12 protein-coding genes are annotated in these 13,296 nt (G+C 67.5%); 9 read left to right on the top strand and 3 right to left on the bottom strand.

Annotated elements, in window-relative coordinates:
- Nucleotides 1-15: 15 nt before the first annotated feature.
- Complete coding sequence (rnr, locus tag ACSFA2_RS15495) at nt 16-2,271, top strand: ribonuclease R (RefSeq protein ID WP_435456261.1); 2,256 nt, start codon at nt 16-18, stop codon at nt 2,269-2,271.
- 19 nt (nt 2,272-2,290) lie between these two features.
- A complete protein-coding gene (locus ACSFA2_RS15500) occupies nt 2,291-3,052 on the top strand; it encodes an SDR family oxidoreductase (protein WP_435456193.1) in 762 nt (253 codons plus the stop codon).
- 12 nt (nt 3,053-3,064) lie between these two features.
- On the opposite strand, the gene ACSFA2_RS15505 is transcribed toward ACSFA2_RS15500, so the two are convergent.
- Genes ACSFA2_RS15505 through ACSFA2_RS15515 form a run of 3 tightly spaced genes read right to left on the bottom strand, consistent with a single transcriptional unit; the run spans nt 3,065 to nt 7,183 of the window.
- Complete coding sequence (locus tag ACSFA2_RS15505; RefSeq protein ID WP_435456194.1) at nt 3,065-4,522, bottom strand: NAD(P)H-hydrate dehydratase; 1,458 nt, start codon at nt 4,520-4,522, stop codon at nt 3,065-3,067.
- Nucleotides 4,523-4,550: 28 nt separating this feature from the next.
- Nucleotides 4,551-5,801, bottom strand: coding sequence for a D-amino acid dehydrogenase (locus tag ACSFA2_RS15510; protein WP_435456195.1), 1,251 nt, complete (start codon nt 5,799-5,801; stop codon nt 4,551-4,553).
- A 56-nt stretch (nt 5,802-5,857) separates the two neighbouring features.
- A complete protein-coding gene (locus ACSFA2_RS15515; protein WP_435456196.1) occupies nt 5,858-7,183 on the bottom strand; it encodes an amidase in 1,326 nt (441 codons plus the stop codon).
- A 184-nt stretch (nt 7,184-7,367) separates the two neighbouring features.
- On the opposite strand from ACSFA2_RS15515, the gene rpsB reads away from it, so the two are divergent.
- From rpsB to ispC, 7 genes are all read left to right on the top strand, one after another.
- A complete protein-coding gene (rpsB, locus tag ACSFA2_RS15520) occupies nt 7,368-8,123 on the top strand; it encodes a 30S ribosomal protein S2 (protein WP_435456197.1) in 756 nt (251 codons plus the stop codon).
- Between the two features lie 79 nt (nt 8,124-8,202).
- Complete coding sequence (tsf, locus tag ACSFA2_RS15525; RefSeq protein WP_435456198.1) at nt 8,203-9,126, top strand: translation elongation factor Ts; 924 nt, start codon at nt 8,203-8,205, stop codon at nt 9,124-9,126.
- Between the two features lie 95 nt (nt 9,127-9,221).
- Entirely contained in the window at nt 9,222-9,944 is a 723-nt protein-coding gene (pyrH, locus tag ACSFA2_RS15530; protein ID WP_435456199.1) for a UMP kinase, read from the top strand.
- Nucleotides 9,945-9,957: 13 nt separating this feature from the next.
- Nucleotides 9,958-10,518 (top strand): ribosome recycling factor, encoded by a 561-nt coding sequence (gene frr, locus ACSFA2_RS15535; protein ID WP_435456200.1) that lies wholly within the window; start codon nt 9,958-9,960, stop codon nt 10,516-10,518.
- The gene (gene uppS / locus ACSFA2_RS15540) at nt 10,518-11,249 is read left to right on the top strand and encodes a polyprenyl diphosphate synthase (RefSeq protein WP_435456201.1); all 732 of its coding nucleotides are present in this window, start codon (nt 10,518-10,520) and stop codon (nt 11,247-11,249) included. The genes frr and uppS overlap by 1 nt, the downstream gene beginning before the upstream one ends.
- Nucleotides 11,249-12,094, top strand: a complete 846-nt coding sequence (locus ACSFA2_RS15545) for a phosphatidate cytidylyltransferase (RefSeq protein ID WP_435456202.1) — start codon at nt 11,249-11,251, stop codon at nt 12,092-12,094. The genes uppS and ACSFA2_RS15545 overlap by 1 nt, the downstream gene beginning before the upstream one ends.
- Nucleotides 12,091-13,281, top strand: a complete 1,191-nt coding sequence (ispC, locus tag ACSFA2_RS15550; RefSeq protein ID WP_435456203.1) for a 1-deoxy-D-xylulose-5-phosphate reductoisomerase — start codon at nt 12,091-12,093, stop codon at nt 13,279-13,281. The genes ACSFA2_RS15545 and ispC overlap by 4 nt, the downstream gene beginning before the upstream one ends.
- The last annotated feature ends 15 nt before the right edge of the window (nt 13,282-13,296 follow it).

Genomic DNA, 13,296 nt, shown 5'->3' on the forward strand with positions numbered 1-13,296 from the left:
GGCACTTCCAGCAGCCTGCTGGATGAACTCGAAGGCACTGTTCAAGGGCATCGCGACGGGCACGGCTTCGTGCAGCGCGACGACGGCGAAGCAGACATTTATTTGCCTCCCAACGAGATGCGCGCGGTGCTGCACAAGGACCGCGTCAAGGCGCGCGTGGTCCGGCAGGACCGGCGCGGCCGTCCCGAAGGACGCGTGGTCGAGATCATCGAGCGCCCCGAGCAACCGATCATCGGCCGGTTGCTGCATGAAGGCGGCGTCTGGCTCGTCGCTCCCGAGGACAAGCGCTACGGTCAGGACGTCCTGATCCCCAAGGGCGCCACCGGCACGGCCAAGGTCGGCCAGGTGGTGGTGGTGCAACTCACCGAACCGCCGGCACTTTTCGGGCAGCCCGTGGGCCGCGTCAAGGAAGTGCTGGGCGAGATCGACGACCCGGGCATGGAGATCGAGATCGCGGTGCGCAAATACGGCGTGCCGCACGAGTTCTCCGAGGCAGGTCTCGCCGAGGCGAGGGCGCTGCCCGACAAGGTGCGTCCGCAGGATAAGAAGGACCGTGTCGACCTGACCGACGTGCCGCTCGTCACCATCGACGGCGAAGACGCCCGCGACTTCGACGATGCGGTGTACTGCGAACCTGCCAAGGTGGGCCGCGGTAAAGGCTGGCGGCTGCTGGTCGCCATTGCCGACGTCAGTGCGTATGTGCAAACCGGCTCGCCGATCGACATCGATGCCTACGACCGCGCGACCAGCGTGTACTTTCCGCGCCGCGTCATCCCGATGCTGCCCGAGAAGCTGTCGAACGGCCTGTGCTCGCTGAACCCCGAGGTCGAGCGGCTGTGCATGGTGTGCGACATGCTGGTCGCGGCCGACGGCGAGGTCTACGCCTACCAGTTCTACCCGGCAGTGATGTTCAGCCATGCGCGCTTCACGTACACCGAAGTGGCGGCGATCCTCGGCAACACGCGCGGCCCCGAGGCGGCCAAGCGCAAGGACCGCGTCAAGGACCTGCTGAACCTGTCCGATGTCTACAAGGCGCTGCTCAAGCAGCGCGCCAAGCGTGGCGCGGTCGACTTCGAAACAACCGAAACGCAGATCGTCTGCGACGACGCGGGTCGCATCGAGAAGATCGTGCCGCGCACCCGCAACGAAGCGCACAAGATCATCGAAGAAGCGATGCTTGCGGCCAACGTGTGCAGCGCCGACTTCATTGCCGGCAGCAAGCACCCGGGCCTCTTCCGCGTGCACGAAGGTCCGACCACCGAGAAGAAGGAAGTCCTGCGCGGCTACCTCAAGGCGATGGGCGTGGGCCTGTCGATCACCGACGATCCGAAGCCGGGCGAGTTCCAGGCGATTGCCGAAGCGACCAAGGAACGCCCCGACGCGCAGCAGATCCACACGATGCTGTTGCGCTCGATGAGTCAGGCGATCTACACGCCGATCAACAGCGGCCACTTCGGTCTGGCCTACGAGGCCTACACGCACTTCACCAGCCCGATCCGGCGCTATCCGGATTTGCTGGTGCATCGTGTGATCAAGGCGATCCTCAACAAGCACAAGTACACGCTGCCGATGCTGCCGACGCCGGGCGAGGCGCATGCCAAGCTGGCCAAGCGGCTGGCCTCGCGCGTGAAGGTGCCGACGAACAAGCCGCAGAAGGCGGTCGTCGCGCCCACCAAGGAAACACTGGCCTGGGAAGCCGCCGGCCTGCATTGCAGCGCCAACGAACGGCGCGCCGACGAAGCCAGCCGCGACGTCGAGGCCTGGCTCAAGTGCAAGTACATGCGCGAGCACCTGGGCGAGGAATACGGCGGGGTGGTGAGTTCGGCGACGACCTTCGGCATCTTCGTCACGCTCGATGCGATGTACGTCGAAGGCCTGGTGCACATCACCGAGCTCGGCGGCGAGTACTTCAAGTTCGACGAGATGCGCCAGGAGCTGCGCGGCGAGCGCACCGGCATCCGCTACGCCATCGGCACGCGGGTGCGTGTGCAGGTCAGCCGCGTTGACCTGGACGGCCGCAAAATCGACTTCCGCCTGGTGCGCGAAGGCGAGGAACTGACCGCGCGGGCCATGAAGGACAAGGGCGTCGCTTCCGGTGCGCCGGTCAAGGCCTCGGCCAAGCGCAGCTCACGCGGTGGTGGCAAGAGCGCCGAGGCGGTGTCCCTGCCGGTCGAACGCGCCGAGGGTGCGCAGTCGGCCATGCAGGCCTTCAAGTCGGCCGTGAAAAAGGCCGCCAACAAGATGAAGGGGCGCAAGCCCCGCCGTGGATGAACGAAGGAGACAGAAAGACATGACACAGAACACCTCACCTCGCACCGCGATCGTCACCGGTGCCGGCACCGGCATCGGCCGTGCCGCTGCGCTGGCGCTGCTGGCCGACGGCTGGAACGTCACCCTGGCGGGCCGCCGGGTCGAGCCGCTCGACCAGGTCGCCGAAGAATCAGGCGCCGCCTCGCGCGCTTTCGCCGTGTCGACGGACGTCGCCAACGCCGCCTCGGTCGAGGCCTTGTTCGCGGCCACGGTGGCGCGTTTCGGTCGGGTCGACCTGCTGTTCAACAACGCCGGCGTGGGCAACCCGCCCGGCCCGTTCGAGGACTGGACACCGGCCCAATGGCAAGGCGTGGTCGACATCAACCTGACCGGCATGTTCTTCTGCATCCAGCAGGCATTCCGCGTGATGAAGGCGCAGACGCCGCGCGGCGGCCGCATCATCAACAACGGGTCCATCTCGGCAACCACGCCGCGGCCGAATTCGATCGCCTACACGGCCACCAAGCACGCGGTTGAGGGTCTGACCAAGACCGCGTCGCTCGACGGTCGCAAGTACGACATCGCGGTCGGCCAGGTGGACGTGGGCAATGCCATGACCGAACTTGCCGCGCGCATGGCCAAGGGCGTGCCGCAAGCCAATGGCGAACTGGCGATCGAGCCGCTGATCGACGTGAAGATCGTCGGCCAGTCGGTGCTCTACATGGCCAACCTGCCGCTGGAAGCCAACGTGCTGTTCCATACGATCATGGCGACGAAGATGCCCTTCGTCGGGCGCGGCTGAGGGCCTGAGGCTTCAGCGCGCAGGCGCGCCGCGGGCCAGCGCCCCGGCCGTCAGTGCCAGGTCCGCCGGCCAGCGGTCGGCTGCATCGCCATGCCGCCACACGGCTGCGCGCGCAGAGGCCTGCGCGGTTGACCCGGCTGCCAGCCCTGCGCCCACCATGCCGGCCAGCACGTCGCCGGTGCCGGCCGTCGCCAACCGGGCGTTGCCGCCGACGTTGATGCGCGGCGTCTCGCCCGGTGACGCGATGACCGTGCCCGATCCCTTGAGCACCACCGTGCACGCGAAGCGATCGGCCAGCGCTGCCGCGGCCTGCAGGCGATCGGCCTGAACCTGCGTTGTGTCGACCCCGAGCAGCCGCGCCGCCTCGAGTGGATGCGGTGTGAGGACGGTGTGCCGCCCGCGCGCCGCGCGTTGGCGGAGCAGGGTCTGCAGCGACGTGTCGCGTGCGATGGCGTTGAGGGCGTCCGCGTCGAGCACCAACGCGCCCGCCGTCGACAGCACGCGCGGCAGCACCGCCCGCACGGCGTCATCGCCACCACAGCCGCAGACGACGCTCAGCTGCGCCATCTCCAGCGCGGTCGGGCGGCGGAACATCAGCTCCGGGTGCCGCATGTCGAGCATCACGGCCGTGTCGTCCAATGGGGCGAGGTAGACGCGGCCGGCGCCCGCATGCAGCGCGGCCGACGCGGCGAGCAGGGCCGCCCCCGCCATGCCCGGCGCACCGCCGATGACCGCCACGTCGCCGTAGCTGCCTTTGTGGCTGGCGTGCGCCCGCAAACCCTCTTCGGGGCGCTCGTTCAGGCGTGCTGCCGGTGCTTCATGGCCGGCGGTGCCACCCAGATCGTCGAACCACACCTCGCCCGCGGCATCCCGACCCTGCGCCGTGAACAGGCCCGGCTTGCGGGTCAGCAGCGTGAGGCAGAAACGCGGGCCCCTCGGTGCGGCGAGGTGCGGGCCAGCCCATGCGCCCGTGTCCGCGTTCAGGCCCGACGGCAGGTCCACGCTCAACAGCGGCCCCGCGCTCGCGTGCATGCGCGCGAGCCACTCGGCCATCACGCCCTCGGGCGGGCGCCCGGCGCCGATGCCGAGCAGTGCGTCGATGGCCAGGTCGCAGGCAGCGGGTGGCGAATCGGTGAAGGTGACGCCTTCGGCGCGGGCGCGCTCCAAGGAGGCGCGTGCGTCAGCGGGCAGGCGTTGCGCATCGCCCGCATGGGTGACGACCGGGTGGAAGCCACGGCGCTGCAGTTGGGCCGCCGCCTCGAAGCCATCGCCGCCGTTGTTGCCGGGGCCGCAGGCGATCCAGACCGTCCGTGCATCGGGCGCCAGGGCCATGGCGAGCTTGGCGACGGCGCGTCCGGCCCGCTGCATCAGCGTGTGGGGCGGCAACGCGGCCACGGCGACTTGCTCGATGCGGCGCGTCGCGGCGATGTCGAAGAGCGGCGCGTCGGCCTTGGAGGTGATGCGTTGCATGCCGCCGATTGTGCGACGGCGCCCCAGCTCAGAGCAGCCGCTCGATGCCCAGGCCTTCCAGATCGATCCCGGCGTCCTGCCCGGCGACGAGGTCGGCCAGCACCCTGGCGCTCCCGCAGGACAGCGCCCAGCCGCTCGAGCCGTGCCCGAGGTTGAGCCAGACGCCCGGCACGCCACTTGGCCCGATCACCGGCGGACCGTCGGGGAGCATCGGCCGCGCCCCTTTCCATTGCTGAACACCGGTCTGCAGCGTGGCCGCGCCGGGAAACCAGTCGTGCAGTACCTTGTAGAGCGTCTGCAGCGCCGCCGGATTCATCGTGTCGAGCGAGCCGCCGATCTCCGCGCTGCCGGCCACGCGCACCCGCAGGCCCATGCGGGAGATGGCGACCTTGTAGCGCTCGTCCATCACGGCGCTGCGCGGCGCGTTGAGGGGTTCGCGGATGTGGGCCGTCACCGAGTGGCCGTACACCGGTGCCAGCGGCATGCGGATGCCCAGGGGCCGCAGCAGCGCCGCCGAGGCGACGCCGGCGCAGACCACGATGGCGTCGTAGGTGACCGCCTCGGAGCCGGCGGCCAGCGCGAGCGAGCGGGGTGCCGTGCGGCTCAGCGGCGCGATGTCGCAGTTGAAGTGGAATTGCGCGCCGAGCGCCTCGGCTTCGCGCTTGAGGAGCAGGGCGAACTGGCGGCAGTTCGCCACCTCGTCCTCGGGCAGATGGATGGCGCCGGCCAGTTCGGTGTCGGTGCTGAGGGCCGGTTCGATCCGGCGGGCCTCGTCGGCATCGATCTCCCGGAACACGCTGCCGGCGTTGCGCAGCACCTCCAGGCCCGGTTGCACCAGCTTGCGCTCGCGCCTGGAGCGCAGCAGCACGAGGTAGCCGTCGCTGCGCTCGTAGCTCAACTCGCGCGCCTCGCTGATCTCGTGGAGCCGGGTGCGGCTGTAGAAAGCCAGGCGCTGCATGCGCGCGCGGTTGGCCAGGTAGGTCTCGAGCCTGCAGGCGCGCTGCCAGTGCGCCATCCAGCGCAGGTCGCGCGCCGCGATCGGCCAGCGCACCTTGATCGCGCCATGGGTGGAGAGCAGCGAACGCAGCACCTTCAGTCGCATGCCCGGTGCGGCCCAGGGGGTGACGTAGCCCGGCGCGACAACGCCCGCATTGGCAAAGCTGGATTCCTCGGCCGCGGCACCGCGACGCTCGAAGACGGTGACGTCATGGCCGTCACTGGCCAGTTCCCAGGCGGTGGTGACGCCGATGATGCCGGCGCCCACGATCGCGATTTTCATTGAATCTTCGGTGAAGGAATGGCGCCGACCGCAGGGCGCGGCCGCAGCGCAGGGCGCTATTGTTGCAGCGCGCGCTCCGCCTGGGCAGCAATGGCGAGCACGGCGTCGTCGTGCAGCGACGCATGCCAGAGCATCAGGCCGACCGGCGCGTCGCCTGGTGCCTGGCAGGGGATCGAGATCGCGCAGCCGTCGAGCATGTTGATGACCGACGGGTTGCGCAGCAGCAGGCCGTTGACGCGGAAGAATTCGGCATCGCGTTCCGAGCCCGGCGCCACGCTGGCGATCGCCGGCGCGGTGATCGGCACGGTCGGCGACAGCACGGCATCGAAGCCCTCCAGCGCAGCTTCCATACGGGTGATCCAGGCGCAGCGTGCCCGAACGAGATCGAGGTACTCGTAGGCCTTCATCGTCGCGCCCTTGAGGATGCGCTGCGCCACGCGCGGGTCGTAGCCGGCACCGCTGCGTTCCAGCAGCAGCCGGTGCCATGCATAGGCTTCAGGTGCCGAAAAGCCGCCGGTGGCATTCATGGCCGGCAGGTCGGCCAGTGGCGACAACGTGATCTCCTCGATCTGCGCACCGGCTGTCCGCAAGGTGGCGAGCGCCGCGTCGAAGGCGCGGCCCACGGCTGGCTCGACCTCGTCGAGAAAGAGGTTCTGGACGACCGCGAGACGCCAGGTGGACAGGGGTTTGTCGCTCGGGGCGACGCGGCGCCCGGCCAGCACTTCGTGCGCGGTGACCGCATCGCGCACCGAGCGCGTCATGGCGCAGACGGTGTCGAGCGTGGTCGACAGCGGGATCGCGCCTTCCGTCGGCACGAGGCGGGCGGTGCTCTTGAAGCCCACGATGCCGTTGAGCGCCGCCGGAATGCGGATGGAGCCGCCGGTGTCCGATCCCAGCCCGATGAAAGCAGCGCCGGTGGCGACCGACACGGCAGCCCCGGAGGACGAGCCACCGGGAATGCGCGGCGTGACCGCGTCGGACGCATTGGCCGGCGTGCCGTGGTGGGGGTTCACGCCGACGCCGGAGAACGCGAACTCGGTCATGTTCGTGCGGCCGATCAGGGCGCCGCCAGCGGCGCGCAGGCGCGCCACGGCGGGTGCATCCGCCGTGGCGGCGGGCCCGTGGGTCAAGACGACCGAACCTGCCGGCGTCGGCTGGCCCGCTACATCGAACAGATCCTTGACCGAGAAGGCGAGACCGGCGAGGGGCAGCGCGCGATCAGCCGCGGCAGCCTCCCGGCGCGCCTCGTCGAACAGCGTCCGCGTGAAGGTGTGCCGATTGGCCGGCGATTGCGCGGCAGCGATGGCGTGCTCGATTTCGGTGCGCGCATCGGACGTTCCCGCCTCGATGACCAGGCGGGTGGCGTGCAGATCAGGGTGCATGGAAGAGGTAGATGGGATGGGGGAAGGGGCGTGCTACACTCTTTGGGTTTCGCCAAGCGGGATTTCACAGTTCCACCACGGCGCGAACACATCCGCAAACCAGCCCACTCAAGGTGTCGCATCCTCCCAAAACAGAGGCCGCGAAACGGGCTGGATTTTAGACCCAACCTTTGGAGTTATTCCTATGTCGACAACCATGCGCGAAATGCTGGAAGCCGGTGTCCATTTCGGTCACCAAACCCGCTTCTGGAACCCCAAGATGGCCCCGTTCATCTTCGGCCATCGCAACAAGATCCACATCATCAACCTGGAAAAATCGCTTCCGATGTTCCAGGATGCGACGAAGTACGCCAAGCAACTCACCGCCAACCGCGGCACGATCCTGATGGTCGGCACCAAGCGCCAGGCCCGTGAAATCGTCGCGGCCGAAGCGCGCCGCGCCGGCGTGCCTTTCGTCGATACCCGCTGGCTCGGCGGCATGCTGACCAACTTCAAGACCGTCAAGACCTCGATCAAGCGTCTGAAGGAAATGAAGGCTCAGCAGGAAACCGGCCTCGATGCGCTGAGCAAGAAGGAACAACTGACCTTCTCGCGTGAAATCGAAAAGCTCGAAAAGGACATCGGCGGCATCCAGGACATGACCGCGCTGCCCGACGCCATCTTCGTGATCGACGTGGGCTTCCACAAGATCGCCGTGGCCGAAGCCAAGAAGCTGGGCATCCCGCTGATCGGCGTGGTGGACTCCAACCATTCGCCCGAAGGCATCGACTACGTGATTCCCGGCAACGACGACTCGTCCAAGGCCGTCATGCTGTACGCCCGCGGCATCGCCGACGCGATCATCGAAGGCCGCAACAACGCGGGCAACGACGTGGTCAAGGCCGTGCAGGAAGCCGGCAGCGACGAATTCGTGGAAGTCGAAGAGGGCGCTTCCGCCTGATCGCATTCACGCGAGCCTTGAAGAAGGGGCTTTTTGGCCCCTTTTTTTGATCTGATTTTTTGAATACGGAGAACGAACAATGGCTGCAATCACCGCAAGCATGGTGGGCGAACTGCGCGCGAAGACCGACGCGCCGATGATGGAATGCAAGAAGGCCCTGACCGAGGCTGACGGCAACATGGAAAAGGCCGAAGAACTGCTGCGCATCAAGCTCGGCAACAAGGCCGGCAAAGCCTCGGGCCGCATCACCGCCGAAGGCGTGGTCACGGCCTTCGTCGACGGCAATGCCGGCGGCATGATCGAGATCAACTGCGAAACCGACTTCGTCACCAAGAACGACAGCTTCCTCGCGCTGGCCAACGCCGCTGCGATGCTGGTTGCCAAGAACAGCCCGGCCGATCTGGCCGCACTGGGCGCGCTGCCCTACGAGCAAGACGGCTTCGGCCCGACGCTCGAGGACGTGCGCAAGGGCCTGATCGGCAAGATCGGCGAGAACATGAGCTTCCGCCGTTTCAAGCATTTCGGCGGCAGCGGCAAGCTGGCGTCGTACCTGCACGGCACGCGCATCGGCGTGATGGTGGAATTCGAGGGTGACGACGCTGCCGCCAAGGACGTGGCCATGCACATCGCCGCCATGAAGCCGGTCGCCATTTCGAGCAGCGACGTGCCTGCCGAATTGATCGAAAAAGAACGCGCAGTCGCCGCCGGCAAGGCCGAGGAAGACCGCAAGACCGCCGAAGCCGAAGGAAAGAAGACGCAGCCCGCCGACATCGTTGCCAAGCGCATCGAGGGCGGCGTGCAGAAATACCTCAAGGAGGTTTCGCTGCACAACCAGCCGTTCGTCAAGAACGACAAGCAGACGGTCGAGCAGATGCTCAAGGCCGTCGACACCACGATCAAGGGCTTCACGCTCTATGTCGTGGGTGAAGGCATCGAGAAGAAGGTCGACGACTTCGCTGCCGAAGTGGCCGCCCAGGTCGCTGCCGCCAAGGCGGCTGCCTGAGTCTGCCTGCCTGCACGACGGCGCGCCCGCCGCGCCGTCGTTTACCGACCGCCACGTCTTACACTCGCCCCGCTCACCACTCCAAGGAATTGCCCATGCCCGATGCCCGCCCAGCCCACAAGCGAATCTTGTTGAAGCTGTCGGGTGAGGCGCTGATGGGCGACGACGCCTTCGGCATCAACCGCGCGACCATCGTTCGGATGGTGCAAGAGGTGGCCGAGGTCGTGAACCTGGGCGTGGAGGTGGCGGTGGTCATCGGTGGCGGCAACATCTTCCGCGGTGTGGCGGGCGGCTCGGTCGGGATGGACCGTGCGACCGCCGACTACATGGGAATGCTCGCGACCGTGATGAACGCGCTCGCACTGGCCGACGCCATGGACAAGCAGGGCCTGATCGCCCGCGTGATGTCCGCGATCGCCATCGAGCAGGTGGTCGAACCCTACGTCCGCCCCAAGGCCTTGCAGTACCTCGAAGAGGGCAAGGTCGTGATCTTCGCCGCGGGCACCGGCAACCCCTTCTTCACCACCGACACCGCCGCCGCACTGCGCGGTGCCGAGATCGGCGCTGAGCTCGTGCTCAAGGCGACCAAGGTCGACGGCGTCTACACCGCCGACCCGAAGAAGGACCCGACCGCGACCCGCTATGCGTCGTTGAGCTTCGACGAAGCCATCGCGCAAAATCTCGGCATCATGGACGCCACCGCGTTCGCGCTGTGCCGTGACCAGAAGCTGCCCATCAAGGTGTTCTCGATTCTCAAGAACGGCGCGCTCAAGCGCGTCGTGATGGGCGAGGATGAAGGCACCTTGGTGCACGCCTGAGGAGACTTTTGAAATGACCATTGCAGACATCCGCAGTGCGACCGACGTGAAGATGAATCAGTCGATCGCCGCCTTCCAGAACAACCTCACCAAGATCCGCACCGGCCGCGCCAACCCGGCGCTGCTGGATTCGATCCACGTCGACTATTACGGCTCGACGGTGCCGCTGAGCCAGGTGGCGAACGTGTCGGTACTCGACTCGCGCACCATCAGCGTCCAACCGTGGGAAAAGGGGATGGGCGCCAAGATCGAGAAGGCCATCCGCGAAAGCGACCTGGGCCTGAACCCGGCGTCGATGGGCGAACTCATCCGTGTGCCGCTGCCCGCCATGAGCGAAGAGCGTCGCAAGGAAATGACCAAGCTGGTTCGCAACGAGGGCGAGAGCGCCAAGATCGCCACGCGCAACCTGCGCCGCGACGCGAACGAAGCGGTCAAGAAGCTCGTGAAGGACAAGCTGGCGTCGGAAGACGACCAGAAGCGCGCCGAAGCCGAGATCCAGAAGGTCACCGACCGGCACATCGCCGAGATCGACCGCCTGATCGCGGCCAAGGAAGCCGAGATCATGGCGGTCTGATGAGCGCTGCGCCCGCGGTGCCTCACCACATTGCCATCGTCATGGATGGCAACGGTCGCTGGGCCACGCGGCGCTTCCTGCCGCGCGTCGCGGGGCACAAGCAGGGCGTTGAATCGCTCCGGCGTTGCGTCAAGGCCTGCGCCGACCGGGGCGTCGGTGTGCTCACCGTCTTCGCCTTCTCTTCCGAGAACTGGAACCGTCCCGTCGAAGAGGTCTCGGGCCTCATGGAATTGATGGTCGGCGCGCTGGCACGCGAGGTTCCGAAACTCAAGGAGGACGGTGTCCAGCTGCACTTCGTGGGCGAACGCGGCGGCTTGTCCGACAAGATGGTGGGCGGCTTGCTGCAGGCCGAAGCGGCCACGGCACAGAACCATCGGCTGGTGCTCAATGTGTGCTTCAACTACGGTGGTCGATGGGACATCGCGCGCGCGGCCGCCGAGCTCGCGCGGCGCGGTGAGCCCCTGACCGAGGCCAGCCTCGACCGCGCCATGGCGCTGGCCCATGTGCCCGACCCGGACCTGTTCATTCGCACGGGTGGCGAGCAGCGGCTGTCGAACTTTCTCCTGTGGCAGAGCGCCTACGCAGAACTCTTCTTCAGCGACAAGCTGTGGCCCGAGTTCGATGAGAAGGCGCTCGACGAAGCGATCGCTGTCTTTCAGAACCGTGAACGGCGCTTCGGCAAGACCTCGGCGCAGCTGAACGCGTCGCCGACCGACCGGCAGATCGCCTGATGCTCAAGCAACGAATCATCACCGCGGTGGTGCTGCTGGCGATCCTGCTGCCGGCGCTCTTTTATCCGTCCGCCACGCCCTTCGCCTGCGTCATGCTGGTGATGATCGGTGCGGCCGCCTGGGAATGGGGCCGGCTCAACGGCTACGGTCCGCGCATGTCCGTGTTTCTCGGCATCGAGATGGTGATGCTGTGCGTGCTGTCCTGGTGGCTCGGGCTGCTGGAGCAGCGGCTGATGGGCGTCTGGCTGGCGGCGAGCGCGGCCTGGGTGCTGGGCGGTGCGCTTCTGTTGCGTGGGGCTGTGCCGGGTTGGCCGCGGATCCCGCGCGCCGTGCGTCTGGTTGGCGGATTGCTGGCGCTGTGGGTGGCGTGGATGGCCGCCGTGCAGGCACGCATCTGGGGCATCAACTTCCTGCTGTCGCTGCTGGTCCTGGTCTGGGTGGCCGACGTCTTCGCGTATTTCGCCGGCCGGCGGTTCGGCCTCAGGTTCACACGCAACAAGCTCGCCCCCTCGATCAGTCCCGGCAAGAGCTGGGAAGGTGTGTGGGGCGGCATGGTGGGCGTGCTGGTGCTGGCACTGGCCTGGGTCTGGGCCGATGCGTCGGCGCAGGCCACGGTCGCGAGCCTCTACACACGGCTGGCCGAGCGCGGCTGGTGGCTGCTGCTGATCGGCGTGCTGTTCCTGGCCGCCATGAGCGTCGTCGGCGACCTGGTCGAGTCGCTCGTCAAGCGCAGCGCCGGCGCCAAGGACAGCAGCAACCTGCTGCCGGGCCATGGTGGCGTGCTCGATCGAGTGGACGCGTTGCTGTCCACGCTGCCAATCGCCATGATGCTGGCTTCGCTGTGAACCCGGTGCCACGACAACGCGTCACGGTGCTCGGCTCGACCGGCTCGGTTGGCGTCAGCACGCTGGACGTGATCGCGCGGCACCCGGAGCGCTTCGAGGTGTTCGCGCTGTCCGCCGCCACGAAGGTCGACGAGATGCTGGCCCAATGCGCCCGCTTCATGCCGCGTTTCGCGGTGATGGCAAGCGCGCCGCATGCCGATCGGCTCGCGGCATTGCTGCGCGACAACGGTTTGGCGACGCGTGTGCTGCAGGGGGAGGGCGCGCTGGAAACCATCGCCGCGCACGAGGACGTCGACAGCGTCATGGCGGCGATCGTCGGCGCGGCCGGCCTCGGGCCTTGCCTGGCGGCGGCGCGTGCCGGCAAGCGGCTGCTGCTGGCGAACAAGGAAGCACTCGTGGTGGGCGGCGAGCTCTTCATGGACACCGTGCGGGCCGGCGGCGCGACCCTGCTGCCGATCGACAGCGAGCATTCCGCCATCTTCCAGTCGCTGCCCGAAGACCCGGGCACCTGGGCCGAGCGCATCGACAAGATCATCCTCACGGCCTCGGGCGGCCCGTTCCGCACGCGACAGGCCGACACGCTGGCGAGCGTGACGCCGGAACAGGCCTGTGCGCACCCCAACTGGGTGATGGGGCGCAAGATCTCGGTCGATTCGGCGACCATGATGAACAAGGCGCTCGAGGTGATCGAGGCACGCCATCTCTTCGGCGTGACGCCGGAGCAGATCGAAGTGGTGATCCATCCGCAGAGCGTGGTGCACTCGATGGTGCAGTTCACCGATGCGTCGGTGATCGCGCAGCTTGGCACGCCCGACATGCGCGTACCGATTGCGGTCGGACTGGCCTGGCCGCATCGCATCGAGAGCGGCGCCGCGCGCCTGGACTTCCGCACCATGGGAGCGCTGACCTTCGATCCGCCGGACGACGCACTCTTCCCCGGGCTGGCCCTGGCCTGGCATGCATTGCGGGCAGCGGCGGGCACGACCGCCGTGCTGAATGCAGCCAACGAGGTCGCGGTCCAGGCGTTTCTCGACCGACGGCTGCGTTTCGACCGCATTCATGCGGTGAACATGGAAACTTTGGAAGCGATCGCCCCCTCGAAGCCTGGATCGCTAGCCGATCTGCTGGCAATCGATGCCCTGGCGCGTTCCGCAGCCAACGCAGCGGCCATGCGTTTCGCGGCCTGACCGGGCCGCGGCCCG

This window comes from Variovorax cryoconiti, from assembly GCF_051216395.1.
In the GTDB taxonomy this organism is placed as follows: domain Bacteria; phylum Pseudomonadota; class Gammaproteobacteria; order Burkholderiales; family Burkholderiaceae_C; genus Variovorax.